Raw genomic sequence first — 26,726 nt, forward strand, 5'->3', positions numbered from 1 at the left:
GGTGACGTTTCCAACGCGGTGACCCACATGCGCACCATCCGCGCCGAGATCCGCCGCCTCGGGGCACTGGCCGAGGACGAGCTGTACGTCGCGGCCAAGGAGCTCCAGGCGCCCTATGACCTGGTGGTCGAGGTCGCCCGCACCGGCAAGCTCCCGGTGGTGCTGTTCACCGCCGGCGGCATCGCGACCCCGGCGGACGCGGCGATGATGATGCAGCTCGGCGCCGAGGGTGTCTTCGTCGGCTCGGGGATCTTCAAGTCGGGCAACCCGGCCCAGCGGGCCGAGGCGATCGTGAAGGCCACGACCTTCCACGACGATCCTGATGTGGTCGCGAAGGTCTCGCGTGGTCTGGGTGAGGCGATGGTCGGGATCAACGTCGACGAGCCCGCCCGCTCGATCCAGTTCGCCGAGCGCGGCTGGTGACCTGCCGCGGCCGGTCCTCACCCGGGCCGGCCGCGGAAAGTAAAACTTCACCCGGATCCTCACCCCTTCCGTAACTGCAGCACCTTTCGGTCATTGGTCGTGTGTACCGCCGGCGGCCTGGAGCCACCGGCTCCTCCGGTCGCTCGGGACCACCGATCCGAAGGTGGCACACATGAAGAAGTCGACGAAGGGTGCGCTCGCGGCCGGTGCCGCAGCCGTGCTCCTCATGGGCGGCGCGGGCACGCTGGCCTACTGGACCGACACCGGCACCGTCGGTGGCACGTCGATCTCGACCGGCAACCTGTCGCTCGAGAACGACAACTGCGGTGGCTGGATCCTCGACAAGGGCGTCTCCGGCAAGGAGGCCGCCTACGGCAGCCAGCTCCTGGTCCCCGGTGACAGCCTGACCCGGGTCTGCTCGTTCCAGATCTCCGCGAGCGGCGCCCACCTCGAGGCGACGCTGACCACGCCGACCTCGCTGGCGCTCACCGGCACGCTCGAGTCGGTCTCGACGACCGAGTCCGTCCCGGTCAGCGCGACGTACGTCGTGGCCGACGACGCCGCCGGCGCGACCAACCCGGTCGCCGTCCCGGGCACCGTGAACACGGGTCAGAACGGGAAGTACCTGGTCGCCACGATCAAGATCGACTTCCCCTACGGCACGACGAGCGTCAACGGCAACGACACGCAGCTCAAGTCCGCCACGCTCGACAACGTCACGGTCACCCTGACCCAGAACAACAACCACTGATCCGGCGCGAGCGTCATGCGTTCCGCGCTCGGGTGGGTCACCCAGGTCCTGGCCTGGTCGGTGATCCTGCTCGTCGCGGGCGTGCTGGCGCTCGCCGTCGTGGTGCCGCGGGTGAGCGGGTCGACGCCGTACACGGTGATGACCGGCTCGATGCGACCGGACTTCCCCCCAGGGACCCTGGTGGTGGTCAAGCCGGTCGCGACCGACGACATCCGCGCCGGTGACGTGATCACCTACCAGCGCGAGTCCGGTCGCTCGACCGTCGTGACCCACCGGGTCACGGCGATCGGCAACCGGCTCGACGGCGAGAAGGTGTTCACCACCCGGGGCGATGCCAACGGCGCCGCGGACCCCGCGCCGGTGCGCGAGGTCCAGGTCCGGGGTCGGCTCTGGTACGCCGTGCCGTACCTCGGCTACGTCAACAACGTGCTCACCGGACGCCAGCGGCAGACCGCCGTGCTGGTCGTCTCGGGGGCCCTGGTGGGCTACGCGGTCTTCATGTTCGTCGGCGCCGTCCGCGATCGCCGCCGCAAGCGGCGTCCCGCGGACGAGGCCGAGGTCCGGCCGCTCGTCCCAGAGGTGCGGGTGCCCGTGTCCGGGGCAGCGACCACCGGGTCCGCCCCGCCACTGCCCGCCGGCGGCGTCCTCGTCGGCCTCCTGCTCCTCATCGTCCTGCTCGACCTCCTCCGCCCCTCGCCTCCAGGAGCCTCCTCGTGATCCGACGCCTCGCCCCGGTCGCCGCCGCCGTCGCGGCGGTGGCGGTGGTGGTGCCCGCCGCGCCGGCGCACGCCGACGACGAGCTCGGGCTCAGCCGCGACGGCGTCTCCTGGAGCGCAGACCTCGGCGCACCGCTGTTCGAGCCCGGCCTCCGACTGGTCCCCGGCGACGTCGAGACCCGCTCCTTCCTGGTCCGCAACGACGGACCCTCCGCCGGCGTGCTGACGGTGAACGTCGTGGCCGGCGACCCCGATGCGCTGCTCGCCTCCGACGCGCTCACCGTCGAGGCCCGGGTGGGCGGCGGTTCCTGGGTACCGGTCGGCATCGGCCGGACCCGCGCGGCGACGGCCCTCGAGGTCGCCCGTGGAGCCCGGACCAAGGTCAGCGTCCGCGCCCGGTTCGCCGCGGAGTCGACGTCACAGCAGCTCTCCGACGTGCCCTTCCGGGTCCGGCTCCGGCTCTCCGAGGACGGCGACGTCGGCGGTGTCGACGAGGGTGCCGGTGGTCCCGGTGACGGGGGAGCGGTCGGTGGCGAGAGCGAGGGCCTGCCCGGCACGGGTGCCGGCGTGACCTCCGGACTGGTCTGGCTCGCGGCCGGTCTGGTCGGCGCCGGCCTGGCGCTGGTCCGCCGTGGCCGCACCAGCGGGGGTGAGGCGCGATGACCGGCTGGTTCGGACGCGGCCGCACCCGTGCCCTGCTCTCCGCGGGCCTGCTCGTCGGGGTCGGGGCCGTGACCACGTCGGCGTACTGGCGGGACCAGGGGAGTGTGCCCGGGGTCAGCTTCAGCACCGGCGCGCTGCACATCGACCTGGCGGCCAACGTCCGGGTGAAGCCCGAGACCTACACCTGGTCCTCGTTCCCGCTCAACGCGATCGTGCCCGGGACGTCCCGCTCGGCGACGCTCCCGGTCACCAACAACAGCGCGGGTGCGGCGTCCTTCTCCTATCGCATCCAGATGGCCGCGACCGACGTCGGTGGCGGCAACCTCGCCGCCGCGCTCCAGGTCACCGTGCGCCGCGGCGGTACCTCCGACGGCACGACCTGCTCCGGCGGCACGCTCGTCGGCGGTGCCAACGCCACGCTCGACGGCTTCGACCAGCCGGCCGGGGCGACCCTGGCTCCCACCCAGGCGCACAGCATGTGCGTCGAGGTGCGGTTGCCGTCGGGGGCCAGCGTGACCTCCGGCGCGCAGGCCAACCTGACCCTCACCTTCCCCGCGACGCAGGTGCCGTGATGACCAAGACCCTGCGGATCGGCCGCGAAGCGCTCCTGTGGACCGGCGGGGTGCTCGGCGCCCTCTGCCTGCTCGCCCTCCTCGCCGGGCGGCTGCTCGACGTGACACCGCTGGTGTTCACGTCCGGCTCGATGAGCCCCACCTACGACGCGGGCGCGCTCGGCATCGCCCACGAGGTCCCGGCCGCCGACATCGCGGTCGGCGACGTCGTCAGCGTCCGCGACGCCCGCGGCGACCGGGTCACCCACCGGGTGCTCGCCGTCGAGCACCGGGGCGAGCGGAGCGTGCTGACCCTGCGGGGCGACGCCAACGACGTCACCGACGCCCAGACCTACACCGTGGCCTCCGCCGACCGTGTCGTCGCCGGCGTGCCCCACGCGGGCTACGTCCTCGACCTCGCGGCCAGCCCGTTCGGCCTGGCCGTCACCGGCCTCGGCGTCCTCGGCCTGCTCTGGCTGGGCTTCGGGCCGCGCCCCGGGGGCGGTGACCGTCCGGCGCGCTCGCGCGGCTCCCGGCTCGTGGCGCCGGCCGGCGTCGCGACCGCACTCGCGCTCGGTGGGGCGCTCGGCGTCTCGGGTCAGGTGCCGTGGGCCTTCACGTCGGCGTACTGGACCGACTCGGCCTCCGCCACCGCGACCGCGAGCCGGGCCACGGTGGCGCCGCCCGCCGCGCCCGTCCTCGTCGCGCCGTGCACCACCAGCAACGGCAGCAGCCCCTACAACCTGAGCTGGACCTGGGGCCCCGGCAACCCGGACTCGTTCGCGGTCGTCTACAGCGTCAACCCCGGCGGCACCCGGGTCACGACGTTCCCCGGCACCGCCCGTTCCGGCGCCACGGTCGCGATCAACAACGAGGCCGGCAACTTCAAGCTCGTCGCCATCGTCAACGGCGTCCAGTCGGCCGTCTCCAACCAGGCGAACTACCAGGGGAACGGCGGTAGCAAGACCTGCACGGTCGTGCCGTAACGTTCTGCGCCGTGCCCGCCATCGGTGTCTTCGCCCTCCAGGGCGACGTCCGTGAACACCTGCAGACCCTGACCGCCCTCGGCGCCGACGCCTTCCCGGTACGACGGCCCGCCGAGCTCGCCCGCTGCGACGGCCTCGTGCTGCCCGGCGGCGAGTCGACGACGATGTCCAAGCTGGCGCGGACCTTCGAGCTCCTCGAGCCGCTGCGCGAGCGGATCTCGGGCGGGATGCCGACCTTCGGCACCTGCGCCGGGATGATCCTGCTCGCCGACCGGATCGAGGGCGGTACCGCCGACCAGGAGACGATCGGCGGCCTCGACGTCACCGTCCGCCGCAACGCCTTCGGCCGCCAGGTCGACTCGTTCGAGGCCGACCTGCCCTTCGAGGGGCTCGACGCGCCGGTGCACGCGGTCTTCATCCGGGCACCGTGGGTGGAGGCGACCGGCCCGTCGGTCGAGGTGCTCGCCCGGGCGCAGGGGCACCCGGTCGCCGTACGGCAGGGGCACTTGATGGCGACGTCCTTCCACCCCGAGGTCGAGGGCGACGGCCGGGTGCACCGGCTGTTCGTGGACATGGTGGCGAGCAGCGGGGTTCGGGCGCAGGGATAGACTGCATCGGCTGTTTCGAGCAGCCGTGGACTGTCGACGTAGAAGAGGGACTGATGTCTGGCCACTCCAAGTGGGCGACCACCAAGCACAAGAAGGCCGCGATCGACGCCAAGCGAGGCAAGCTCTTCGCGAAGCTGATCAAGAACATCGAGATCGCGGCCAAGATGGGCGGCCCCGACCCGACGGGCAACCCGACCCTCTACGACGCCATCCAGAAGGCCAAGAAGCAGTCGGTCCCCAACAAGAACATCGACTCCGCGGTCAAGCGCGGCGGTGGCCTCGAGGGCGGCGGCGTCGACTACGAGACGATCATGTACGAGGTCTACGGCCCCCAGGGCGTCGCACTTCTCGTCGAGTGCCTCACCGACAACCGCAACCGCGCCGCGATGGAGGTCCGCACCGCGGTCACCCGCAACGGCGGCACCATGGCCGACCCCGGCTCGGTCTCGCGCCTGTTCACCCGCAAGGGCGTGGTCATGGTCGCCAAGGCCCAGGACGGCAAGGACGTCTCCGAGGACGACGTCCTCGAGGCCACCCTCGACGCCGGAGCCGAGGAGGTCAACGACCACGGCGACAGCTTCGAGGTCCAGTCCGAGGCCACCGACGTCGTCGCCGTCCGTACCGCCCTCCAGCAGGCCGGCATCGACTACGACTCCGCCGAGGTGCAGTTCGTCGCCTCCATGGACATCCCCGTCGCCGACCCGGTCGCGGCCGGCAAGGTGTTCAAGCTGGTCGACGCGGTCGACGACCTCGACGACGTGCAGAACGTCTTCTCCAACGCCGACATCCCGGACGAGGTGCTCGACCAGATCGAGGACTGAGTGCCCGGTGCGTCGCGTGTCGGCGTCGGCTCTCGCGCGGAGGGGTAGTAGTTTCGTTCCGAACACATGTTCGGACGAAAGGTGCTGACGTGCGCGTGCTCGGGATCGACCCGGGGCTGACCCGCTGCGGCCTCGGCGTGGTCGAGGGCTCGATCGGGCGGCCGCTGAGCCTCGTCGACGTGAGCGTCGTGCGGACGTCGTCCGACCTCGCCGTCCCCGAGCGCCTGGTCACCATCGAGAAGGGCATCGACGCCCGGCTCGACGAGTACCGCCCCGACGCGGTGGCCATCGAGCGGATCTTCGCCCGCTCCGACGTCAGCACGATCATGGGCACCGCCCAGGCCGCCGGCATCGCCATGGTGTGCGCGGCCCGGCGCGGCCTGCCGGTCGCGCTCCACACGCCGAGCGAGGTCAAGGCCGCGGTCTCCGGCAACGGCCGCGCCGACAAGGCCCAGGTCGGCATGATGGTCACCCGGATCCTGCGCCTCGACGCGATGCCCAAGCCGGCCGACGCGGCCGACGCGCTCGCGCTCGCCATCACCCACATCTGGCGCGGTGGCAGCCAGGCGCGCATCGCCGCCGCGCTCGCCGCCGCCCGACCGACCCGCTCTCGCATCCCCGGAGGAGCCCGATGATCGCCTTCGTGCGTGGCCAGGTGGCCGCACTCAGCCTGACCAGCGCCGTCGTCGAGGTCGGCGGTGTCGGCCTCGAGCTCATGTGTACGCCGGGCACGCTCGCCCAGCTGCGCACCGGCGCCCAGGCGACGCTGCCGACGTCCATGATCGTCCGCGAGGACTCCCTGACGCTCTACGGCTTCGCCGACGAGGACGAGAAGGTCCTCTTCGAGCTCGTCCAGACCGCGTCCGGCGTCGGTCCCAAGCTGGCCCAGGCGATCCTCGCCGTGCTCTCGCCCGACGGCGTCCGTACGGCGATCGCCGGCGACGACGTCAAGACCCTCACCAAGGTCCCCGGCATCGGCCAGAAGGGCGCGCAGCGGATCATCCTCGAGCTCAAGGACCGCATCGGCGCGCCCACCGGCGCCCCGGTCGCCGGCGCCCGGCCGTCGGCCGACGCCTGGCGCGACCAGGTGCACCAGGGCCTGGTCGGTCTCGGCTACAACGCCAAGGACGCCGACAAGGCGGTCGACGCCGTCGCGCCCGACGCCGGCGACGCGCCCGACGTGGGCGCCCTGCTGCGTGCCGCGCTGCGCAGCCTCTCCAAGGCCTGAGAGGCTGAGCCATGCCCTTCCACGAGGACGAGCTCGCCGAGGCCGAGGAGGTCCACCTCCGCTCGCTGACCGCCGCCGAGGCGGAGGGTGACGAGCGGGCGGTCGAGGCGGCACTGCGCCCGCGCAGCCTCGACGAGGTCGTCGGCCAGGGCCGGGTGCGCGACCAGCTCGGCCTCGTGCTCGAGGCCGCCCGCCGGCGGGGGAGGGCGCCCGACCACGTGCTGCTCTCCGGTCCGCCGGGTCTGGGCAAGACGACCCTGGCGATGATCATCTCCCACGAGATGAGTGCGCCCCTGCGGGTCACCAGCGGGCCGGCGATCACCCACGCGGGCGACCTCGCCGCGATCCTCTCGGGGCTCAACGAGGGCGAGGTGCTCTTCGTCGACGAGATCCACCGGATGTCGCGCCCGGCCGAGGAGATGCTCTACCTGGCCATGGAGGACTTCCGGGTCGACGTCGTCATCGGCAAGGGGCCCGGCGCCACGGCGATCCCGCTCGACATCCCGCCGTTCACCCTGGTCGGGGCCACCACCCGCGCGGGCCTGCTCCCGGGGCCGCTGCGCGACCGGTTCGGGTTCACCGCGCACCTGGAGTTCTACGAGCCGCACGAGCTCGACCTCATCGTGCACCGCTCCGCCGGCCTGCTGGGCGTCGACCTGACCGACGAGGGCTCTGCCGAGATCGCGAGCCGCTCGCGCGGGACGCCGCGGATCGCCAACCGGCTGCTGCGCCGGGTCCGCGACTACGCCCAGGTGCGCGCCGACGGCGTGGTCACCCGCGGCGTCGCCCAGGCCGCGCTCGACCTCTACGAGGTCGACGCCCTCGGGCTCGACCGGCTCGACCGGGCCGTGCTCGACGCGCTCTGCCGCCGGTTCGGCGGGGGACCGGTGGGCGTCTCCACGCTCGCGGTCGCCGTCGGCGAGGAGCGCGAGACGGTCGAGGAGGTCGCCGAGCCGTTCCTGGTCCGCAACGGCTTCCTCGCCCGGACGCCGCGCGGGCGGATCGCCACCCCCACGGCGTGGACCCACCTGGGCCTGACCCCGCCGCCCCTGCCGTACGACGACGCCGCGGCCACGCTGTTCGACGAGTGAGCCGCGCGCCCTCCCCGCGGGGGTGAGGACCGTGGGCTTGCCACGGTTTGCGACTGTTTGCGACAGATCCGGCCGCCGATCCTCCGGGCTCGGGGGTCCGTGGCTACACTTTGCCGCGGTCCGACCGCTCCCGCGTGGAGCGGAGTGCCACCACGCCCCTCAACCGAAGGTTCCTCGTGAAAGACGCGCTGTCCCTGCTGCCGATCGTGGCGATCGCGGCCATCTTCTGGCTGCTCATCGTCCGCCCGGCCTCCCGTCAGCGCAAGGAGGCCGTCGCCCTCCAGGCGCGCCTGTCCGTCGGTGACGACGTCATGCTGACCTCCGGCATCTTCGGCACGATCGTCGGCCTCGCCGACGACCACTTCGAGGTCGAGATCGCCCCGGGCGTGGTCACCCGCGTGGTCCGCGGCGCCGTCGCGTCCGTGCGCCGTACCGAGGACGAGGGACCGGCCGCCGAGGCCACCGACGGCGACGACGCCGTCGCCCACGACAACAACGACAACAACGAGGAGCGCTGAGCATGGCGTCTCGCCGTCCGCACCCCGGACGTCACCTGGTCGTCTTCTTCATCGGGGTCGCCATCCTCTACGGCCTGACCGCGCTCTCCCAGGCCAGCGTGGACAAGGGGGAGACCGCGTGGAAGCCCGCGCTGGGTCTCGACCTCCAGGGCGGTATCCGGATCACGCTCTCCGCCGACGGCAGCCCGTCGAAGGAGAACCTCGACGAGGCCCGCCGGATCATCGACCAGCGCGTCAACGGCTCCGGTGTCGCCGAGGCCTCCGTCGCCACCCAGGGCGGCCGGAACATCGTCGTCGAGGTGCCCGGCAAGACCGCCGACCGCGACCAGCTCGAGGAGACGGTCCGGCGCCAGGCGCAGCTGCGCTTCCGCCTCGTCGCCTGCTCCGACCAGGCTCCCGGCCCGTGCGCCGCGGCCGACCCGACCGCCGGCATGGCCCAGGGCCTGGGCCGCGCGCCGCTCGACCTGGCCGCCGACGACGACAAGACGCCCGCGCCCTCCGACAGCGCGTCCGGCACGCCGAGCGATGCGCCCAGCGGCACCCCGACCGACGGTGCCAGCGGCACGCCGGGCGCCGAGCAGCCCGCCGAGGACGTCGCCAAGGCGACCAGCGTCAAGTCCGCCCTCGCGTGGATCGACGCCCCGGACCAGGCCGCCATCGCGCAGTACAACAGCTTCACCTGCAACCCCGAGGGCATCCTGGTCGACGCCCAGGGCAAGGCCGCGGACCTGCCGGACGACCCGGCCAAGCCGCTGGTCGCCTGCTCCAAGCCCGAGGACGGCGCCACCTTCAAGTTCCTAATGAGCGCCTCGGTGATCGAGGGCACGGAGCTGACCGACGCGAGCGCCCAGGTGCCCCAGGGTCAGGTCAAGTGGGTCGTGGCGCTCCGGATGGGCAACTCCAAGGACAAGGCGTTCCCCAAGGGCACCAGCGGTGCCGCGACCGACTTCGAGGCAGTGTCGCGCGCGCTGATCAACACGGACAAGCAGTTCGCCGTCGTCCTCGACGGTCAGGTGCTGACCAACCCGAGGATGACCGGCATCATCACCGACGGCCGTTCGCAGATCGAGGGCAACTTCACCGAGGTGACCGCGCTCGACCTGGCCAACAGCCTCAAGTTCGGTGCGCTGCCGATCAAGTTCAGCGACAAGAACACCTCGGTCGAGGAGATCGGGCCCTCCCTCGCGGGCAACCAGCTCAAGGCGGGCATCACCGCCGGCGCGATCGGTCTCGCGCTGGTCATGCTCTACTGCCTCTTCTACTACCGCGGCCTCGGCCTGGTGGTGGTCAGCTCGCTCTTCGTGGCGGCCGGCATCACCTACGCGCTCGTGCTGCTGCTGAGCAAGACGGCCGGCTTCACGCTGACCCTGCCCGGCATCGCGGGACTGATCATCGCGGTGGGTGTCACCGCGGACTCGTTCGTCATCTTCTTCGAACGTATCCGCGACGAGATGCGTGAGGGCAAGTCCATGCGCGTCGCGGTCGAGACCGGCTGGGCCCGGGCGCGCGTCACGCGCGTCGCGGCCAACACGGTCCAGATCCTCTCGGCAGTGGTGCTCTACATCTTCGCCACCGGCGCGGTCAAGGGCTTCGGCTTCGCGCTCGGCCTGACCACGCTGATCGACCTCGCGGTGCTCTTCTGGTTCACCAAGCCGATGGTGTCGTGGCTCGCGCAGTTCAAGGCGTTCAACTCCGGGCACAAGCTGTCCGGCCTCAGCAAGGAGACCCTCGGCATGGACGTTCCCGCGCCGCGACGGACCGCCGCTGCGGGAGGTGACGCCTGATGGGCAAGATGTCCCGTCTCGGCAACGACCTGTACCAGGGTCGCAAGTCGATCGACTTCGTCGGCAAGCCGTGGCTCTGGTACGCCGTCTCCGGTGTCGTGGTCGCGCTCTCCGTGCTCGTCCTGTTCATCAAGCCGCTCAACATGGGCGTCGAGTTCACCGGCGGCTCCTCGCTGTCGATCGAGGTCGGCAGCGGCAACGCGACCCAGAAGAACGCCGACGACCTCCGCGAGGAGATCTCGAACGCTGGCATCGAGCCGGCCAAGAACCCGATCGTCACGACCGAGGGCAACTCCTCGCTCACCGCGCAGGTCGAGAACCTGAACCAGGGCGAGCGCGACGAGATCACCAAGGTGATCCAGGGCGTCTTCCCCGACGTCACGCAGAACGAGATCTCGATCCAGGAGATCGGCCCGAGCTGGGGCCAGGAGGTCGCCAAGCGCGCAGCCACCGGCGTCCTGATCTTCCTGATCCTGGTCGTCATCTTCATCTGGGCCTACTTCCGCGAGTGGCGGATGTCGGTCGCGGCGCTGGTCGCGCTGATCCACGACGTGATGCTGACCGTCGGCGTCTATGCGCTGTCGGGCTTCCAGGTCACGCCGGCCGCGGTCACCGGTCTGCTCGCGATCCTCGGCTTCTCGCTGTACGACACGGTGGTCGTCTTCGACAAGGTCAAGGAGAACACCGGCCACCTGCGCAAGAACACCCAGACCTACGCCGACGCGGCCAACCTCGCGGTCAACCAGACGCTGGTGCGCTCGATCAACACCTCGATCGTCGCGCTCATCCCGATCGGCGCGATCCTCTACGTCAGCGCCGTCCAGCTGGGTGCCAGCTCGCTGCAGGACCTCGCGCTCGCGCAGTTCGTCGGCATGGGTGTCGGTGTCTACTCCTCGGTCATGCTCGCCCCGCGCGTCCTGGTCCAGCTCAAGATGCAGGAGTCCGAGGTCCAGATCCAGGCCCGCCGGGCCAAGGCCAAGCAGCGGGCGCTCGCCGACCGCTACGCCTCGGTCCCGGTCGGCGTCGACGAGGGCCCCGTGGTCAGCCGCCGGGGTGGCGGCGACGACCTGGAGGTTCCCGACGAGCTGCTCGAGGACGACGACGAGCTCGTCGACGAGGAGTCGGCTCCCCAGCGGCGCGGTGGCGGCTCCGGCCCCGTCGCGTCGACCGACCCGCTCGGCAAGGGACGCAACGTCCCCACCGCCGCGCGTCCGGTCACCGACAGCGGCAGCTCGGGACGCAAGCAGCCGGTGCGCCAGGCGCGCTCCAAGCGCGGCAAGAAGTAGCCGCGTGACCGACCACGACAGCCGGGTCCGCGCGGTCGACGCGCTGACCCGGCTGGTCCGGGACGTCCCCGACTTCCCGGAGCCGGGCGTGCTGTTCAAGGACATCGCGCCGCTCCTGGCCGACGGACCGGGCTTCGCGGCCGTCGTCGCGGCGCTCGCCGACCTCGGCCGCGACGACGCGGGCCGGCCGGTGGTCGACAAGGTCGTCGGCATGGAGGCGCGCGGGTTCATCCTGGCCGCGCCGGTCGCGGTGGCGCTCGGCGTCGGCTTCGTCCCGGTCCGCAAGGCCGGCAAGCTGCCCCACGAGACCCACCAGGTCGCCTACGCCCTCGAGTACGGCGAGGCCGTGCTCGAGCTGCACCAGGACGCCTTCGCGCCGGGGGAGCGGGTCCTGGTCATCGACGACGTGCTCGCCACCGGCGGCACCGCCCGGGCGACCTGCGAGCTGGTCCGGCGCTGCGGCGCGGAGCCGGTGGCGTTCGCGGTGCTGATGGAGCTCGGGTTCCTCTCCGGGCGCGAGCAGCTCACCGACGTACCGGTGACGGCGCTGAGCCTGGTCTAGATCTCCTTGACAGGGCCCCGAGGGCGACAGTTGGGTGAGGCTCCCCCCACACTGCTCCCTCTGGAGGTCCTTCGTCATGAAGAGGTTCTCGTTGCTGTGCGCGCTCGTCGTCGCACTCTCGCTGTTCGCCACGCCGCAGGCCCAGGCGGACTCGGTCGGTCTCCCGCTGCAGAAGGAGACCTATCTCGGCACCTGCACCAAGGCCGGGTTCATCAAGCAGGAGAAGACCAACGCGACCCGGACGCCGTCCGAGAGCGACACCAAGAGCTGGTTCTACACCGAGACGACCGGCTCGACGACCGGTGAGCTCCAGACCCGCGTCTACGTGAAGAACTCCTACAACCGCTACGACCAGTACACGCTGTGCAAGAAGACGGCGACGCAGAAGACCGGCAAGAAGTACCGGATCGTCGCGCCCCGCAAGTACGTCCACAAGACGCGCTACGTGAACTACCACTGCGACCCGCACTGCACCCCGCTCTACCAGCACACGACGGGCTGGACGCCCGGCTACTGCATCCGCGGCTCGGACGAGATGATCTGCATGTGGAAGGACTGAGGTCCGCCGCCGGGCGGCCGTCCCACGCGGGCCGGCCGCCCGGTGCACCTCAGGACGCCGTCCCAACTAGACTCTCCTCATGGACGAGGGTGCCGACGGCAGGTTGAGGGTGGCGGGGACCTCGCCCGCGCCGGCCGGCGCCGAGCCGCCGGCGGGTCGCAGCGTCCGCGCCCGCCTGGCCCGGATGGGCAGCCGGGGCCAGGTCTCGAACCCCGTCCTCGAGCCGCTGTTCCGCGCGGTGCGCGCCAACCACCCCAAGGCGGACCTGGCGCTGCTGGAGCGCGCGTACGTCACCGCCGAGCGGCTCCACGCCGAGCAGAAGCGCAAGAGCGGCGATCCCTACATCACCCATCCGCTCGCGGTGACCACGATCCTCGCGGGCATCGGCATGACCGAGCCGACGCTGGTGGCGGCGCTGCTGCACGACACGGTCGAGGACACGCCGTACACGCTGGAGGAGTGTCGTCGCGACTTCGGTGACGAGGTCGCGCTGCTCGTCGACGGCGTGACCAAGCTCGACAAGGTCGTCTACGGCGACTCGGCCAACGCCGAGACGATCCGCAAGATGATCGTGGCGATGTCGCGTGACATCCGGGTCCTGGTCATCAAGCTGGCCGACCGCCTGCACAACATGCGCACGCTGCGCTTCGTCAAGCAGTCCACGCAGGAGCGCAAGGCGCGCGAGACCCTCGACATCTACGCCCCGCTGGCCCACCGGCTGGGCATGAACACCATCAAGTGGGAGCTCGAGGACCTCGCGTTCGCGACGCTGCACCCCAAGATCTACGACGAGATCGTGCGTCTCGTGGCCGAGCGGGCGCCCTCGCGCGACTCGTTCCTGGCCGAGGTGATCAGCCAGGTCGAGAAGGACCTGCGCGAGGCCAAGATCAAGGCGACGGTCACCGGCCGCCCGAAGCACTACTACTCGATCTACCAGAAGATGATCGTCGGGGGCCGCGACTTCTCCGACATCTACGACCTGGTTGGCATCCGCATCCTCGTCGAGGAGGACCGCGACTGCTACGGCGTCCTCGGCGTCCTGCACTCGCGCTGGAACCCGGTCCTGGGCCGGTTCAAGGACTACGTCGCGATGCCGAAGTTCAACATGTACCAGTCGCTGCACACCACCGTGATCGGCCCGCAGGGCAAGCCGGTCGAGATGCAGATCCGGACCTTCGCGATGCACCGCCGCGCCGAGTACGGCGTCGCGGCGCACTGGAAGTACAAGGAGGACGGGCGCGCCGGCAACGACACCGACCGCCCCGGCGACCTCGACGACATGAGCTGGGTGCGCCAGCTCCTCGACTGGCAGAGCGAGGTCGAGGACCCGGGCGAGTTCCTGGAGTCGCTGCGCTTCGAGATCAACCAGGCCGAGACCTACGTCTTCACCCCGCGCGGCGACGTCATCGCGCTGCCGTCGGGCTCCACCCCGGTCGACTTCGCGTACGCCGTCCACACCGAGGTCGGCAACCGCACCATCGGCGCCCGCGTCAACGGCCGCCTCGTCCCGCTCGAGTCGACCCTCGAGAACGGCGACGTGGTCGAGGTCTTCACCTCCAAGGCCGAGGGCGCGGGACCCTCGCGCGACTGGCTGAACTTCGTGAAGTCGCCGCGCGCCCGCTCCAAGATCCGCCAGTGGTTCACCAAGGAGCGCCGCGAGGAGGCCATCGAGCGCGGCAAGGACGAGATCGCCAAGCTGATGCGCAAGGAGGGCCTGCCCCTCAAGCGCCTGCTCTCCCACGACTCGCTCTCGCTGGTCGCCGACGCCTTCCGCCTGGCCGATGTCACCGCGCTCTACGCCTCCGTCGGCGAGAGCAACCTCAGCGCCCAGGCCGTCGTACGCAAGGTCATCGAGATGCACGGCGGCGACCAGGGTGCCCAGGAGGACCTCGCCGAGGCCGTCACCATCACCGGCCGCCGCGGCCGCCCCCACCGGCCCACCGGGGGTGACGCCGGCGTCATCGTCACCGGCTCGCCCGACGTCTGGGTCAAGCTCGCCAAGTGCTGCACCCCGGTCCCGCCCGACGCCATCCTCGGCTTCGTCACCAAGGGCGGGGGAGTCTCGGTGCACCGCAAGGACTGCACCAACGCCGCCAGCCTCCTGGCCCAGCCCGAGAAGCTCGTCGACGTCGAGTGGGCGCCCACCGGCCAGTCGACCTTCCTGGTCAACATCCAGGTCGAGGCGCTCGACCGCTCCCGGCTGCTCTCGGACATCACGATGGCGCTCTCGGACGCCCACGTGAACATCCTGTCGGCCAACCTGACCACCTCGCGCGACCGTACGGCGAAGTCGCGGTTCACGTTCGAGATGGCGGACGCCAAGCACCTCGACACGGTGCTCAAGGCCGTGCGCACGGTCCCCGGCGTCTTCGACGCCTACCGGGTCACCCAGTAACGCGCGAAGTGCGGGGGTTGCCGGCCCGACGTGCGCCGGTTGCCGCAGCAACCCCCGCACCTCGCACCCGCAACCCCCGCACTTCGTGGGGCCGGAAGATCAGCTGAACTCGGCGGAGGCCTTCTTGGCCATCTCCAGGAAGGACCGGCGGCCCTCGAGGTTCTCCTCGAGCTCGCGGACCTTCTTCTCGTCACCGCGCGCCCGTGCGGCGTCGAGCTTGGCCTCGGCCTCGGTGATGGCGGCCTCGAGCTTGGAGACCATGTCGTCGGCGCGGGCCGACTTCTCCGGGTCGCTGCGCTTCCACTGGTCGTCCTCGGCGCGGCGGATGGTGTTCTCGACGGCGCGCATGCGGCCCTCGAGGTCCTTGATCCGGTCGCGGGGGACCTTGCCGGCCTCGTCCCACTTGTCCGCGACGAGGCGGAAGGCGGCCTTCGCGGCGGCGAGGTCGCCGGAGGACTGCAGCTCGGGCAGGATCGCCTCGGCCTCGACGAGGAGGCCCTCCTTGACCTCGGCGTTCGCGGCGAACTCCGAGTCGAGGGCGGCGTTGGCGGCGTCGCGGTTGCCGAAGAAGGTGTCCTGGGCACCGCGGAAGCGGCGCCAGAGCTCGTCGTCGACGGCCTTGGGGGCGGGGCCCGCGGCCTTCCAGTCGCGCATCAGGTCGCGGTAGCGGCCCGAGGTGGGACCCCACTCGGTGGAGTCGGCCAGCGCCTCGGCCTCCTTGACCAGGCGCTCCTTCACGATCCGCGCGCCCTCGCGCTTCTCGTCCTGCTCGGCGAAGTGCGCCTTGCGCGCCTTCGTGTACGACGAGCGCGCCGAGGAGAACCGCTTCCACAGCTCGTCGTCGGCGGCCTTGTCGATGCGGGGGAGCTGCTTCCACTCCTCCAGGAGCTCGCGCAGACGGTTGGCGCCGTTGCGCCAGTCGCGGCCGCCGGCGATCTTCTCCGCCTCGGCGGCGAGTCGCTCCTTCTCCGCGCGGGCGTCGGCGACGCGCTGGGCCTTGGCGGCCTTGCGGGCATCCCGCTGCGTGGCGATCACCGGGCCGAGCTCGTCGAGCTTGCGCCCGAGGGCGGCGAGGTCGCCGACCGCGTGGATGTCGGCGAGCTGCTCGCGGACGACCTTGACCGATGACTGTGCTTCCTCGGGGGAGAGCACTCCGGTCAGCACCCTCTGGTGGAGCAGGTCCACCTCGAGAGCGAGGTTGTCGTACCGCTTGGTGTAGAAGGCCAAAGCCTCCTCGGGCGGTGCGTCGGGCATCTGCCCGACCGCCCTTTCGCCGTCGGTCGTCTTCACGTAGACGGTGCCGTCGTCGCCGACGCGGCCCCAGTCGGAGGTAGTCACAGTGGCCCATGCTAATCAAAGCCGACCCAGTCGATAGGCTGGGCCGGTGCTGATCGCCGCTTTCCCCGCTGGACCATGGGGCACCAATTGCTATGTCGCGGCCACGGCACCGGGCGCTGAGTGCGTCGTGATCGACCCCGGCAAGGACGCCGCCGCAGGTGTCGCCGAGGTGGTCCGCGAGCACCGGCTGAAGCCCGTCGCGGTGCTGCTGACCCATGGGCACATCGACCACATGTGGTCGGTCACCCCCGTCGCGGGCGCGTACGACGCCACCGCGTGGATCCATCCCGGCGACCGGCACCTGCTCACCGACCCGATGGCCGGGATCTCGCCGGAGTCGGCCAGCATGCTGCTCGGCGGCGACTACGAGTTCACCGAGCCCGACGACGTGGCCGAGCTCGCCGACGGCGCGGCGCTCGAGCTGGCCGGGCTGAGCTTCGTGGTCGACCACACGCCGGGGCACACCGCCGGCTCGGTCACCTTCCGCACGCCGTGGGACCAGCCCGACGGCCCGCCGATCTCCGAGGTGATGTTCTCGGGCGACCTGCTCTTCCAGGGCTCGATCGGCCGGACCGACCTGCCCGGCGGCGACCATGCGGCGATGCTCCGCTCGCTCAGCGCCAAGGTGCTGCCGCTCGCCGACGACGTCGTCGTCCTGCCCGGGCACGGCGAGCAGACGTCCATCGGCCGCGAGCGCGCGACCAACCCCTTCCTGCTCGACCTGATCGAGACCGGCGGCGGGACCGCCGGACGAGTCACCCGAGGACTGTGACGACCGCATGGCCAAGCCCACTCCGCTCAGCGGATACCCCGAGTTCCTGCCTGCCCAGCGCTTCGTGGAGCAGGAGGTCGTCGCGACGCTCGCGCGTACCTTCGAGCTGCACGGCTTCGGCAACGTCGAGACCCGCGCCGTCGAGCCGCTCGACCAGCTCCTGCGCAAGGGCGACACCTCCAAGGAGGTCTACGTCCTGCGCCGGTTGCAGGCGGCCGAGGACGGCAGCGCGAGTGATCGCGACAAGGGGATCGGTCTCCACTTCGACCTGACCGTCCCGTTCGCGCGCTACGTGCTCGAGAACGCCGGCAAGCTGGAGTTCCCCTTCCGCCGTTACCAGATCCAGAAGGTCTGGCGCGGCGAGCGGCCCCAGGAGGGCCGGTTCCGCGAGTTCACCCAGGCCGACATCGACATCGTCGGGCGCGACACGCTGGCCTTCCACCACGACGTCGAGGTCGCCCGGGTGATGCTCGAGGCGCTGAGCCGCCTCGCGTTCCTGCCCGGCTTCCGGCTCCAGGTCAACAACCGCAAGCTGATCCAGGGCTTCTACGCCGGCCTGGGGCTCGACGAGCACGGCATCGACGAGGTCATGCGCCTGGTCGACAAGCTCGACAAGCTCGACCCGGCCAAGGTGCGCGAGCTGCTGCTCACCGAGGCCGGTGTCACCGAGGACCAGGCCGACAAGGCGCTCGCCCTCGCGACCATCCGGGCGAGCGACGACTCCTTCGTCGCCCAGGTGCGCGCGCTGGGCGTCACCAGCGAGCTGCTCGACGAGGGCCTCGACGAGCTCGCCACGCTGGTCCGCGCCTGCGCGCCGCTCGTCACCGAGCGCACCCGCATCGTTGCCGACCTGTCGATCGCGCGCGGTCTGGACTACTACACCGGCACGGTCTTCGAGACCCGCCTCGACGGCTTCGAGTCGCTCGGCTCGATCTGCTCCGGCGGCCGGTACGACGCCCTCGCCTCCGACGGCCGTACGACGTACCCCGGCGTGGGCATCTCGCTCGGCCTGAGCCGCCTGCTCGTCCCGCTCGTCCAGCGCGGCGTGCTCACCGCGGACCGCTCGGTGCCGAGCGTCGTGGTCGTCGCGGTCACCGCCGAGGAGACCCGCGCCGAGGCCGACGCCGTCGCCACCGCGCTGCGCGCGCGCGGCATCCCGTGCGAGGTCGCGCCCAGCGCGGCCAAGTTCGGCAAGCAGATCCGGCACGCCGAGCGGCGCGGCATCCCCTACGTCTGGTTCCCGGACCAGGGCGAGGTCAAGGACATCCGCACCGGGAACCAGGTCGCGGCGGACCCCGCGACCTGGCAGCCTCCTACCCAGGACCTGCGACCGCAGGTCGTCACCACCACCACCTCTGAAGGGGAATCCTCGTGATCCGCACCCATGACGCCGGCGCCCTCCGCGCCGAGAACGTCGGCCAGACCGTCACCCTCACCGGGTGGGTGGCCAATCGGCGCGATCACGGCGGTGTGGCCTTCATCGACCTGCGCGAGGCCAGCGGCGTGGTCCAGGTCGTCATCCGCGACGAGGCCGTCGCCCACAGCCTGCGCTCGGAGTACTGCCTCAAGGTGACCGGCGAGGTCATCGCACGCGGTGAGGGCCGGGAGAACCCCAACCTGCCCACCGGCGCGATCGAGGTCGTCGCCAGCGAGGTCGAGGTGCTCAGCGCCGCCGCGCCGCTGCCCTTCCCGATCAGCGACCACGTCGACGTCGGCGAGGAGGTGCGCCTCAAGCACCGCTACCTCGACCTGCGCCGCAGCGGCCCGGCCCAGGCCATCCGGCTGCGCAGCCGGGTCAACAAGGCCGCGCGTGACGTGCTGGCCGGCCACGACTTCGTCGAGGTCGAGACGCCCACGCTGACCCGCAGCACGCCCGAGGGCGCGCGCGACTTCCTGGTCCCCGCGCGCCTGGCGCCCGGCAGCTGGTACGCCCTGCCCCAGAGCCCCCAGCTGTTCAAGCAGCTGCTCATGGTCGGTGGTCTGGAGCGCTACTACCAGATCGCGCGCTGCTACCGCGACGAGGACTTCCGCTCCGACCGGCAGCCCGAGTTCACCCAGCTCGACATCGAGATGAGCTTCGTGACCCAGGACGACGTGATCGCCCTGGGCGAGGAGATCGTCGTCGCGCTCTGGAAGCTCATCGGCGTCGACATCCCGCTGCCGCTGCCGCGGATGACCTACGCCGAGGCGATGGCCCGCTACGGCTCGGACAAGCCCGACCTGCGCATGGGCCTCGAGCTCGTCGAGTGCACCGACTACTTCAAGGACACGCCCTTCCGCGTCTTCCAGGCGCCGTACGTCGGCGCGGTGGTCATGCCCGGCGGTGCCGGCCAGCCCCGCAAGCAGCTCGACGCCTGGCAGGACTGGGCCAAGCAGCGCGGCGCGCGCGGCCTGGCCTACGTGTTGGTCCAGGAGGACGGCGAGCTCGGCGGGCCGGTCGCCAAGAACCTCTCCGACGAGGAGAAGGCCGGTCTGGCCGCCCACGTCGGCGCGAAGCCGGGGGACTGCGTCTTCTTCGCGGCCGGCGCGGTCAAGAGCAGCCGGGCCCTGCTGGGCGCGGCCCGCCTCGAGATCGGCCGTCGTACCGGACTGCTGGACGAGGACGCCTGGAGCTTCCTCTGGGTCGTCGACGCCCCGCTCTTCGAGCCGGCCGACGAGGCCACCGCGGCCGGCGACGTCGCCGTCGGCGGGGGAGCGTGGACCGCGGTCCACCACGCTTTCACCAGCCCCCAGGACCTCGACACGTTCGACACCGACCCCGGCAACGCCCTGGCCTGGGCCTACGACATCGTCTGCAACGGCAACGAGATCGGCGGCGGCTCGGTCCGTATCCACCGCGAGGACATCCAGAAGCGCGTCTTCGAGGTGATGGGCATCGGCCAGGACGAGGCCGAGGAGAAGTTCGGCTTCCTGCTCGAGGCGTTCAAGTACGGCGCGCCCCCGCACGGCGGCATCGCCTTCGGCTGGGACCGGGTCACCGCGCTGCTCGCCGGCACGGACTCGATCCGCGACGTCATCGCCTTCCCCAAGACCGGCGGCGGCTACGACCCGCTGACCGCCGCTCCGGCGCCGATCAGCGCCGAGCAGCGGAAGGAAGCCGGTGTGGACGCCCGTCCGGAGGACGAAACCAAGTCCTGAGGGCATCCTCACCGGATGGTTTGCCGGTGGTCGAGACCAAACCGTTACCGCACAGTGCTCGTTTCGTACGCCTGATGTGACCTAGAGTCGCAGCGGCGCCGGGGACCCCGGCGCCGCTGGGACGGCCCTCCTGCGGCCGGTCCGGCGAGTCGCGCGACGGACATGAGGTGACATGACCACCACGGTGAGCAACCTCGAGGGTGAGCACCTGCCGGATCCCACCGGCCACCCCGACGAGGAGGCGCTTTCCAAGGTCGCCGGCAAGACGCCGACCAAGCTCGCGCTGGAGCGGTTCCGCAAGGACAAGCTGTCGATGGTGTCCTTCGTCGTCGTGGCGCTCTACATCGTGGCGGGCATCGCGGCGCCGTTCCTGGTGAAGTTCGGTGTGCTGAACCCGGGCGCGTTCCACCAGGACCTGCTCAACGAGTTCACGCTGCCCAAGGGCAGCTGGGGCGGCATCAGCTGGGACCACCCGCTGGGTGTCGAGCCCGGCACCGGCCGCGACGTGCTCTCCCGGGTCTGGCTGGGCACCACGCTCTCGCTGGTGATCGCGCTGACCGCGAGCCTGCTCGCGATGATCGTCGGCACGATCCTCGGCATCATCGCCGGCTTCTCCGGCGGCTTCACCGACGGCGTCATCGGCCGGCTGATCGACCTCACGCTGTCGTTCCCCTCGACGCTGATGCTGCTGGCGCTCTCCGCGCCGATGTACATCCTGATCACCAAGTACGGGCACGTCCCCGAGGGCGACCTCGGCTGGGCGACCTACGTGGTGGTCTTCCTGGCGCTCTTCGGCTGGCCGCCGGTGGCGCGACTGATCCGCGGCCAGGTGCTGTCGATCCGGGAGCGGGAGTTCGTGCACGCCGCGACCCTGCTCGGCGCCTCGCGCCGCCGGATCTACTTCAAGGAGATCCTGCCGAACCTGTGGGCGCCGCTGCTGGTCTCGTTCACCCTGCTGCTGCCGGCCTACATCTCGGCCGAGGCCGCGCTGAGCTACCTCGGCGTGAGCATCAAGCCGCCGACGCCGACCCTGGGCAACGTGCTGCGGGACTCGCTGAACTACGCGCAGTTCGACTTCGTGTACTTCTTCTCGCCGGCTTTCGCCATCGCCGTCATCGTCGTCTGCTTCAACCTGCTCGGCGACGGGCTCCGGGACGCCCTGGACCCCAAGTCGAACCGCTGAACCCCCCAAGCTTCGACGGCAGGGCGCCGTCGATCGTGCCGCCGGCAGGCGCACACACCGAAGGAGAAGTAATGGCCAACACTCGAAAGCGGCTGCTCGCGGCGTCCGCTGCGACTGCCTTGGTGGTCACGCTCGCCGCCTGCGGTAGCGGTAACGACGACAACGGCGACGGCCCGTCCGGCGACGGCGCCACCGCCAAGAAGGGCGGTACGCTCACGTACCTGCTCGCCAGCCCGCTCGGTCACACCGACCCGCAGCGCGTCTACGTCGGTCGCGACATCAGCAACCTCTCCCGCACGGTCTACCGCCAGCTGGTGACGTTCGGCACCTCCTCGGACCTCGAGACCGCCAACACCCCGGTCGCCGACCTGGCCACCGACACGGGTACCTCCACCGAGGGCGGCAAGGTCTGGGAGTTCACCGTCCGCGACGACGTGAAGTGGCAGGACGGCAAGCCGATCACGTGTGAGGACTTCAAGTACGGCGCCTCGCGTGCGTTCGCCAACGACGTCATCACCGGTGGCCCGAACTACATCCTGAGCTACCTCGACGTCCCCAGCGACCCCGACGGCTCGCCGAGCTACAAGGGCCCCTACACGGGCAAGGGCCAGGCGGACTTCGACAAGGCCATCACCTGCGACGGCCAGAAGATCACCTACCGCTTCAAGAAGGCGTGGCCGGACTTCCCGCTCGCCGTCGCGGCGCTCCACATGATGGACCCGTACCGCAAGGACATGGACAAGGGCGACGGCTCCAACTTCCAGATCTTCTCCAACGGCCCCTACATGCTGAAGGGCACCTGGGAGGAGAACACGGGCGGCACGTTCGTCCGCAACCCGGAGTACACCGCCGCCTCGGACGAGACCGACAGCCGGGGTGCCTACCCGGAGGAGATCGTCTTCAAGATCGGCAGCACGCCCGAGACGATCAACGACCTGCTGATCCAGGACAGCCCCGAGGCGCAGACCGCCGTCTCCGGCAACCGGATCCTGCCGCAGTACATCGCCCAGGCCTCGGCCCTCGGTGACCGCTACGACAACGTCGAGTCGCCCTACGTCGACTACCTCGTCCCGAACACCAAGCGCCTCTCGCTCGAGGTCCGCAACGCGCTGGCCGTCTCGGCCAACATCGACGGCTGGATCACCGCCGGCGGTGGCGACAAGTTCTACAAGCCGGCCTCGTCGATCGTGAACCCGTCGGTTCCCGGCTACAAGTCGCTCCCGCAGTTCGAGAACGTGGGCGGCGGTGACCCCGACGCCGCGAAGAAGATCCTCACGGACGCCGGCGTCAAGATGCCCTACAAGATCAAGTTCACGTTCGACGGTGCCACCGAGACCGCGAAGAAGCAGGCCGCGGCGCTCAAGGACACCTGGGACAAGTCGGGCTTCGACGTCACGCTCAACCCGCTGACCGACGCCTACTACCCGACCATCCAGGACCCCAACTCCGACTCCGACCTGACCTGGGCCGGCTGGGGTGCTGACTGGCCGTCGGCGCTGACCGTCACCGCTCCGCTGTTCGACAGCCGGATCAACCTGACCCCGTCGTCGAACAACCAGGACTACGGCAACTACAAGAGCGACGAGTTCAACAAGCTCGTCGACGAGGCGCAGGCCGCCGGCACCGTCGAGGAGCAGACCGCTGCTCTGCAGAAGGCCGACGAGGTCCTCGGCAAGGACTACGCCTACATCCCGCTCGAGCAGTCGCTGTTCAACTGGGTGCACGGCTCCAAGGTCGGCACGTTCGCGACCACGCCGGCCTCCAACGGGTTCCCCGACCTGGGTCTGATCAGCGTCAAGTGAACCAACCGGTGAGCGTGGGGCTCGGGCCCCGTCGCTGACCACCGTCCGGACTCGGACATCAACCCCCGGCCGGGTGGCCGCCGACACGGCGTCCACCCGGCCGTCGGGAGCCGGTGCCTCGCACCCCTCCCGTCGCTTCCGACCATCGAGGTGATTCCTGCATGCTGGCCTACATCATCCGCCGCGTCTTCGTCGGCGTCGTGATGCTGCTCGCGATGAGCCTGGTGACGTTCATCCTGTTCTTCTCCTCGCCGGTCGATCCTGCCCAGTTCGCGTGTGGCAAGAACTGCTCGCCCGTGCAGCGGGAGCAGGCGCGCAAGTCGCTCGGCTACCCCGAGCGCAACAAGGGCGTCTGGGAGAGCAACATCAAGGGCCCCGCCAAGATGTGGGCCGACTTCACCAAGGGCCTCGTGGCGGGCCGCCAGTTCCCGGCCGACGAGGAGCTCCGCAAGGCCGCGCCGGCCAATGTCGTCGACTGCGCGGCGCCCTGCCTGGGCTACTCCACCTACAGCGTCCGGACCGTCAACTCGATGGTCACCGAGGCGCTCCCCATCACGTTCTCGATCGCGCTCGCCGCGGTCATCCTGTGGGTCTTCTTCGGGGTGCTGATCGGCGTGCTCGCCGCAGTGACCAAGGGATCCTTCCTCGATCGCGGCATCGTCGGCACGTCGCTGTTCCTGTACGCCTTCCCGGCGTTCTTCATCGGCACGTTCCTGCTGCGCTACATCTCGATCAAGTGGGACCTGTACCCGGTGCCGTCGTACACGTCGATCGCGGACGGGGGCGTCGGGAAGTGGGCCTCCAACCTGATGCTGCCCGCGATCACCCTGGCCCTGCTCTACATGGCCAGCTACGTCCGGATGACGCGAGCCTTCGTGCTCGAGTCGCAGTCGGAGGACTACATCCGCACGGCCCGTGCCAAGGGACTCAAGACACCGAAGATCCTGTTCAAGCACTCGCTGCGATCCGCGCTGACCCCGCTGGTGACGATGGTCGGTCTCGACTTCGCCAGCGTCCTCGGTGGCGCGATCATCACCGAGACGATCTTCAACTTCAACGGTCTCGGCAAGCTGGCGGTCTCGGCCAACACCAACTACGACCTGCCCGTGCTGATCGCGATCGTCCTGATCGCCGGTGCCTTCGTGATCACCGCGAACATCATCGTCGACATCCTCTACGCCTTCATCGACCCGCGTGTGCGGGTCGGCTAGGAGAGGCCACCCGTGAGCACTGAGTCCACCCCGTACCTGTCGGTCCGCGACCTGAAGGTGCACTTCCCGACGAGCGACGGCATCGTCAAGGCCACCGACGGCCTGACGTTCGACCTCGAGCAGGGCAAGACCATCGGCATCGTCGGTGAGTCCGGCTCGGGCAAGTCCGTGTCGAGCTCGGCGATCCTCGGCCTGCACCGCGGCACCAACGCCAAGGTCAGCGGCGAGATCCTCCTGGGCGGCACCAACCTGCTCGACCTCAGCCACGAGGAGATGCGGAAGATGCGCGGCCGCGAGGTCTCGATGATCTTCCAGGACCCGCTGTCGGCGATGCACCCGTACTACACGGTGGGCAACCAGCTGATGGAGGCCTACCGGGTGCACCACAAGGTGTCGAAGAAGGTCGCGCTCGCCCGTGCCGTCGAGATGCTCGACCGGGTCGGCATCCCCAACCCGGACAAGCGCGTCAGCGACTACCCGCACCAGTTCTCGGGCGGCATGCGGCAGCGCGCGATGATCGCGATGGGCCTGATCAACGACCCCGGTCTGCTCATCGCCGACGAGCCGACGACGGCCCTCGACGTCACCGTCCAGGCGCAGATCCTCGACCTGCTCCAGGACCTCCAGCGCGAGTTCAACTCGGCGATCATCATCATCACCCACGACCTGGGTGTCGTCGCCGAGATGGCCGACGACGTCCTGGTGATGTACGCCGGCCGCGCGGTCGAGTACGGCCAGTGCAAGGAGATCCTCACGCACCCGGAGATGCCCTACACCTGGGGCCTCCTGTCCAGCGTGCCGGACGTCGCGGGTGACACCGAGGCGCGCCTCGTGCCGATCCCGGGCAGCCCGCCCAGCCTGCTCAACCCGCCGTCCGGCTGCGCCTTCCACCCGCGCTGCCCGCACCGCGACAAGGTCCCCGGCGACCTGTGCCGGACGGTCCTTCCCGAGCTCGTGCCCGGTGTCCGGGGCGAGCACCACCTCAAGCGCTGCCACCTGCCCGACCCGGACTCGATCTACCAGGTCGAGGTGCTGCCGGAGATCGCGCCGGACCTGGCCAAGGAGCTGTGATGAGCAACGACACCGGCGCCGAGGCCGTGACCGAGGGCCCTGCCGACGAGAGCGTCGTGGTGCAGCCGGTCGGCCACGCGGCCGCCGTCGCCCCGAAGGACGCGAAGCCGATCCTCGAGGTCGACCAGCTGCGCATGCACTTCCCGGTGCGCACGCCGGGCCTGTTCCGCCGTACCGTCGGGCACGTCCAGGCCGTCGACGGCGTCTCGTTCCAGGTCGGCGCCCGCAGCTCGCTGGGCCTCGTGGGCGAGTCCGGCTGCGGCAAGTCGACCACCGGTCGCCTGATCACCCGGCTCTACAACCCGACCTCGGGCGCGATCCGGTTCGAGGGCAAGGACATCGCGAAGACCAAGCCCAACGGGTTGAAGGACCTGCGCCGGGAGATCCAGATGATCTTCCAGGACCCCTACACCTCGCTGAACCCGCGGCACACGGTCGGCTCGATCGTCGGCGCCCCGCTGGCGATCCACAAGATCGTGCCCAAGGACAAGATCCTGCCCCGGGTCCAGGAGCTGCTCGAGATCGTCGGGCTCAACCCAGAGCACTACAACCGCTACCCGCACGAGTTCTCCGGCGGCCAGCGCCAGCGCATCGGCATCGCCCGCGCGCTGACCCTGCAGCCCAAGCTGCTCGTCGCCGACGAGCCGGTCTCCGCGCTCGACGTCTCGATCCAGGCCCAGGTCATCAACCTGCTCCAGGACATCCAGAACGAGTTCGGCGTGGCGTTCCTCTTCATCGCCCACGACCTCGCGATCGTCCGGCACTTCTGCCCCGAGGTCGCGGTGATGTACCTCGGCAAGATCGTCGAGATCGGTGACCGGGAGTCGATCTACAACAACGCGCACCACCCCTACACGCAGGCCCTGCTGTCCGCCGTACCGGACGTGAAGCAGGCGGCGACCGGGGGCCGGCGCGAGCGGATCCGGCTCCAGGGCGACGTACCGAGCCCGATCGACCCGCCCTCGGGCTGCCGGTTCCGCACCCGCTGCCCGATCGCCCAGGAGATCTGCGCCCGGCACGAGCCGCCGCTGCTCCAGATCGGCCGCCAGCACAAGGTCGCCTGCCACTTCCCGGGCCGCCTCGGCGAGGCGCCCCGCGAGCCGTTCACCTCGGGCCTGCTCGGCGTCGACGCCGAGGGCCGCCCCGACCCGGGCGCCAGCCCGAGCACGGACCTGGTCGAGCAGCCCGGGTACGCCGACACGTGGTTCGACCTCGACAACAAGTCGATCGGTCGCGCCTGAGCGACCTGATCTGGGCCGTGCCGCCCAC

General features: G+C 70.6%; 25 protein-coding genes and 1 pseudogene. 25 read left to right on the plus strand and 1 reads right to left on the minus strand.

The features are described 5' to 3' along the window. From CCO04_RS18665 to CCO04_RS18745, 17 genes and pseudogenes are all read left to right on the plus strand, one after another. Positions 1-423 (plus strand): annotated as a pseudogene (locus CCO04_RS18665) (pyridoxal 5'-phosphate synthase lyase subunit PdxS); the annotation flags it as partial. A 172-nt stretch (positions 424-595) separates the two neighbouring features. Further along, entirely contained in the window at positions 596-1,174 is a 579-nt protein-coding gene (locus CCO04_RS18670; protein ID WP_215815679.1) for an alternate-type signal peptide domain-containing protein, read from the plus strand. Positions 1,175-1,189: 15 nt separating this feature from the next. Next, positions 1,190-1,891: a signal peptidase I gene (locus tag CCO04_RS18675; RefSeq protein WP_215815680.1), complete on the plus strand. Its 702-nt coding sequence runs from the start codon at positions 1,190-1,192 to the stop codon at positions 1,889-1,891. After that, positions 1,888-2,553: a hypothetical protein gene (locus tag CCO04_RS18680; RefSeq protein ID WP_215815681.1), complete on the plus strand. Its 666-nt coding sequence runs from the start codon at positions 1,888-1,890 to the stop codon at positions 2,551-2,553. The genes CCO04_RS18675 and CCO04_RS18680 overlap by 4 nt, the downstream gene beginning before the upstream one ends. Next, a complete protein-coding gene (locus CCO04_RS18685) occupies positions 2,550-3,125 on the plus strand; it encodes a SipW-dependent-type signal peptide-containing protein (protein ID WP_215815682.1) in 576 nt (191 codons plus the stop codon). The genes CCO04_RS18680 and CCO04_RS18685 overlap by 4 nt, the downstream gene beginning before the upstream one ends. Further along, positions 3,125-4,090, plus strand: coding sequence for a signal peptidase I (locus tag CCO04_RS18690; RefSeq protein ID WP_215815683.1), 966 nt, complete (start codon positions 3,125-3,127; stop codon positions 4,088-4,090). Before CCO04_RS18685 ends, CCO04_RS18690 begins: the two co-directional genes overlap by 1 nt. Before the next feature lie 11 nt (positions 4,091-4,101). Continuing rightward, positions 4,102-4,698, plus strand: a complete 597-nt coding sequence (pdxT, locus tag CCO04_RS18695) for a pyridoxal 5'-phosphate synthase glutaminase subunit PdxT (RefSeq protein WP_215815684.1) — start codon at positions 4,102-4,104, stop codon at positions 4,696-4,698. Positions 4,699-4,751: 53 nt separating this feature from the next. Further along, entirely contained in the window at positions 4,752-5,519 is a 768-nt protein-coding gene (locus CCO04_RS18700; RefSeq protein WP_215815685.1) for a YebC/PmpR family DNA-binding transcriptional regulator, read from the plus strand. 89 nt (positions 5,520-5,608) lie between these two features. After that, the gene (ruvC, locus tag CCO04_RS18705) at positions 5,609-6,154 is read left to right on the plus strand and encodes a crossover junction endodeoxyribonuclease RuvC (RefSeq protein ID WP_215815686.1); all 546 of its coding nucleotides are present in this window, start codon (positions 5,609-5,611) and stop codon (positions 6,152-6,154) included. Next, the gene (gene ruvA, locus CCO04_RS18710) at positions 6,151-6,747 is read left to right on the plus strand and encodes a Holliday junction branch migration protein RuvA (RefSeq protein WP_215815687.1); all 597 of its coding nucleotides are present in this window, start codon (positions 6,151-6,153) and stop codon (positions 6,745-6,747) included. Before ruvC ends, ruvA begins: the two co-directional genes overlap by 4 nt. Before the next feature lie 11 nt (positions 6,748-6,758). After that, positions 6,759-7,838: a Holliday junction branch migration DNA helicase RuvB gene (gene ruvB / locus CCO04_RS18715; protein ID WP_215815688.1), complete on the plus strand. Its 1,080-nt coding sequence runs from the start codon at positions 6,759-6,761 to the stop codon at positions 7,836-7,838. Between the two features lie 176 nt (positions 7,839-8,014). Beyond that, complete coding sequence (gene yajC / locus CCO04_RS18720) at positions 8,015-8,356, plus strand: preprotein translocase subunit YajC (protein ID WP_215815689.1); 342 nt, start codon at positions 8,015-8,017, stop codon at positions 8,354-8,356. 2 nt (positions 8,357-8,358) lie between these two features. Beyond that, entirely contained in the window at positions 8,359-10,140 is a 1,782-nt protein-coding gene (gene secD / locus CCO04_RS18725) for a protein translocase subunit SecD (protein WP_215815690.1), read from the plus strand. Then, positions 10,140-11,426, plus strand: coding sequence for a protein translocase subunit SecF (gene secF, locus CCO04_RS18730; protein WP_215815691.1), 1,287 nt, complete (start codon positions 10,140-10,142; stop codon positions 11,424-11,426). The genes secD and secF overlap by 1 nt, the downstream gene beginning before the upstream one ends. A 4-nt stretch (positions 11,427-11,430) precedes the next feature. Further along, positions 11,431-11,988 (plus strand): adenine phosphoribosyltransferase, encoded by a 558-nt coding sequence (locus CCO04_RS18735; RefSeq protein ID WP_257751053.1) that lies wholly within the window; start codon positions 11,431-11,433, stop codon positions 11,986-11,988. Between the two features lie 76 nt (positions 11,989-12,064). Next, positions 12,065-12,547 carry a hypothetical protein gene (locus CCO04_RS18740; RefSeq protein ID WP_215815692.1) on the plus strand — a complete coding sequence of 161 codons (483 nt, stop codon included), beginning with the start codon at positions 12,065-12,067 and terminating at the stop codon, positions 12,545-12,547. Positions 12,548-12,626: 79 nt separating this feature from the next. Continuing rightward, positions 12,627-14,942 (plus strand): bifunctional (p)ppGpp synthetase/guanosine-3',5'-bis(diphosphate) 3'-pyrophosphohydrolase, encoded by a 2,316-nt coding sequence (locus CCO04_RS18745; protein WP_215815693.1) that lies wholly within the window; start codon positions 12,627-12,629, stop codon positions 14,940-14,942. Between the two features lie 99 nt (positions 14,943-15,041). On the opposite strand, the gene CCO04_RS18750 is transcribed toward CCO04_RS18745, so the two are convergent. After that, positions 15,042-16,280 (minus strand): DUF349 domain-containing protein, encoded by a 1,239-nt coding sequence (locus tag CCO04_RS18750; RefSeq protein WP_257751051.1) that lies wholly within the window; start codon positions 16,278-16,280, stop codon positions 15,042-15,044. A gap of 46 nt (positions 16,281-16,326) precedes the next feature. Between CCO04_RS18750 and CCO04_RS18755 the strand changes: the two genes are divergently transcribed. The 8 genes from CCO04_RS18755 (at position 16,327) to CCO04_RS18790 (ending at position 26,698) form a co-directional block, all read left to right on the plus strand. After that, positions 16,327-17,052 carry an MBL fold metallo-hydrolase gene (locus CCO04_RS18755; protein ID WP_215815694.1) on the plus strand — a complete coding sequence of 242 codons (726 nt, stop codon included), beginning with the start codon at positions 16,327-16,329 and terminating at the stop codon, positions 17,050-17,052. A 7-nt stretch (positions 17,053-17,059) separates the two neighbouring features. Next, positions 17,060-18,427, plus strand: coding sequence for a histidine--tRNA ligase (hisS, locus tag CCO04_RS18760; protein ID WP_215815695.1), 1,368 nt, complete (start codon positions 17,060-17,062; stop codon positions 18,425-18,427). After that, positions 18,424-20,190 carry an aspartate--tRNA ligase gene (aspS, locus tag CCO04_RS18765; RefSeq protein ID WP_215815696.1) on the plus strand — a complete coding sequence of 589 codons (1,767 nt, stop codon included), beginning with the start codon at positions 18,424-18,426 and terminating at the stop codon, positions 20,188-20,190. The genes hisS and aspS overlap by 4 nt, the downstream gene beginning before the upstream one ends. Before the next feature lie 172 nt (positions 20,191-20,362). Then, positions 20,363-21,373 carry an ABC transporter permease gene (locus CCO04_RS18770; RefSeq protein WP_215815697.1) on the plus strand — a complete coding sequence of 337 codons (1,011 nt, stop codon included), beginning with the start codon at positions 20,363-20,365 and terminating at the stop codon, positions 21,371-21,373. Positions 21,374-21,444: 71 nt separating this feature from the next. Then, positions 21,445-23,175 (plus strand): ABC transporter substrate-binding protein, encoded by a 1,731-nt coding sequence (locus CCO04_RS18775; protein ID WP_215815698.1) that lies wholly within the window; start codon positions 21,445-21,447, stop codon positions 23,173-23,175. A gap of 161 nt (positions 23,176-23,336) precedes the next feature. Continuing rightward, complete coding sequence (locus CCO04_RS18780; protein ID WP_215815699.1) at positions 23,337-24,386, plus strand: ABC transporter permease; 1,050 nt, start codon at positions 23,337-23,339, stop codon at positions 24,384-24,386. 12 nt (positions 24,387-24,398) lie between these two features. After that, the gene (locus tag CCO04_RS18785; protein WP_215815700.1) at positions 24,399-25,457 is read left to right on the plus strand and encodes an ABC transporter ATP-binding protein; all 1,059 of its coding nucleotides are present in this window, start codon (positions 24,399-24,401) and stop codon (positions 25,455-25,457) included. Continuing rightward, complete coding sequence (locus tag CCO04_RS18790) at positions 25,457-26,698, plus strand: dipeptide ABC transporter ATP-binding protein (RefSeq protein WP_215815701.1); 1,242 nt, start codon at positions 25,457-25,459, stop codon at positions 26,696-26,698. Before CCO04_RS18785 ends, CCO04_RS18790 begins: the two co-directional genes overlap by 1 nt. Positions 26,699-26,726 lie beyond the last annotated feature (28 nt).

It is taken from the genome of Pimelobacter sp. 30-1, from assembly GCF_018831735.1.
Lineage (GTDB): Bacteria > Actinomycetota > Actinomycetes > Propionibacteriales > Nocardioidaceae > Nocardioides.

Excerpts from the sequence above, each read along its gene's own strand:
- CCO04_RS18685 (WP_215815682.1), top strand. The coding sequence starts at position 2,550 with ATGACCGGCTGGTTCGGACGCGGCCGCACCCGTGCCCTGCTCTCCGCG.
- ruvB (WP_215815688.1), top strand. The coding sequence starts at position 6,759 with ATGCCCTTCCACGAGGACGAGCTCGCCGAGGCCGAGGAGGTCCACCTC.
- CCO04_RS18675 (WP_215815680.1), top strand. The coding sequence starts at position 1,190 with ATGCGTTCCGCGCTCGGGTGGGTCACCCAGGTCCTGGCCTGGTCGGTG.
- CCO04_RS18770 (WP_215815697.1), top strand. The coding sequence starts at position 20,363 with ATGACCACCACGGTGAGCAACCTCGAGGGTGAGCACCTGCCGGATCCC.
- hisS (WP_215815695.1), top strand. The coding sequence starts at position 17,060 with ATGGCCAAGCCCACTCCGCTCAGCGGATACCCCGAGTTCCTGCCTGCC.
- CCO04_RS18690 (WP_215815683.1), top strand. The coding sequence starts at position 3,125 with ATGACCAAGACCCTGCGGATCGGCCGCGAAGCGCTCCTGTGGACCGGC.
- CCO04_RS18700 (WP_215815685.1), top strand. The coding sequence starts at position 4,752 with ATGTCTGGCCACTCCAAGTGGGCGACCACCAAGCACAAGAAGGCCGCG.
- CCO04_RS18780 (WP_215815699.1), top strand. The coding sequence starts at position 23,337 with ATGCTGGCCTACATCATCCGCCGCGTCTTCGTCGGCGTCGTGATGCTG.
- CCO04_RS18670 (WP_215815679.1), top strand. The coding sequence starts at position 596 with ATGAAGAAGTCGACGAAGGGTGCGCTCGCGGCCGGTGCCGCAGCCGTG.
- ruvA (WP_215815687.1), top strand. The coding sequence starts at position 6,151 with ATGATCGCCTTCGTGCGTGGCCAGGTGGCCGCACTCAGCCTGACCAGC.
- secD (WP_215815690.1), top strand. The coding sequence starts at position 8,359 with ATGGCGTCTCGCCGTCCGCACCCCGGACGTCACCTGGTCGTCTTCTTC.
- CCO04_RS18775 (WP_215815698.1), top strand. The coding sequence starts at position 21,445 with ATGGCCAACACTCGAAAGCGGCTGCTCGCGGCGTCCGCTGCGACTGCC.
- CCO04_RS18790 (WP_215815701.1), top strand. The coding sequence starts at position 25,457 with ATGAGCAACGACACCGGCGCCGAGGCCGTGACCGAGGGCCCTGCCGAC.
- CCO04_RS18745 (WP_215815693.1), top strand. The coding sequence starts at position 12,627 with ATGGACGAGGGTGCCGACGGCAGGTTGAGGGTGGCGGGGACCTCGCCC.
- secF (WP_215815691.1), top strand. The coding sequence starts at position 10,140 with ATGGGCAAGATGTCCCGTCTCGGCAACGACCTGTACCAGGGTCGCAAG.
- CCO04_RS18740 (WP_215815692.1), top strand. The coding sequence starts at position 12,065 with ATGAAGAGGTTCTCGTTGCTGTGCGCGCTCGTCGTCGCACTCTCGCTG.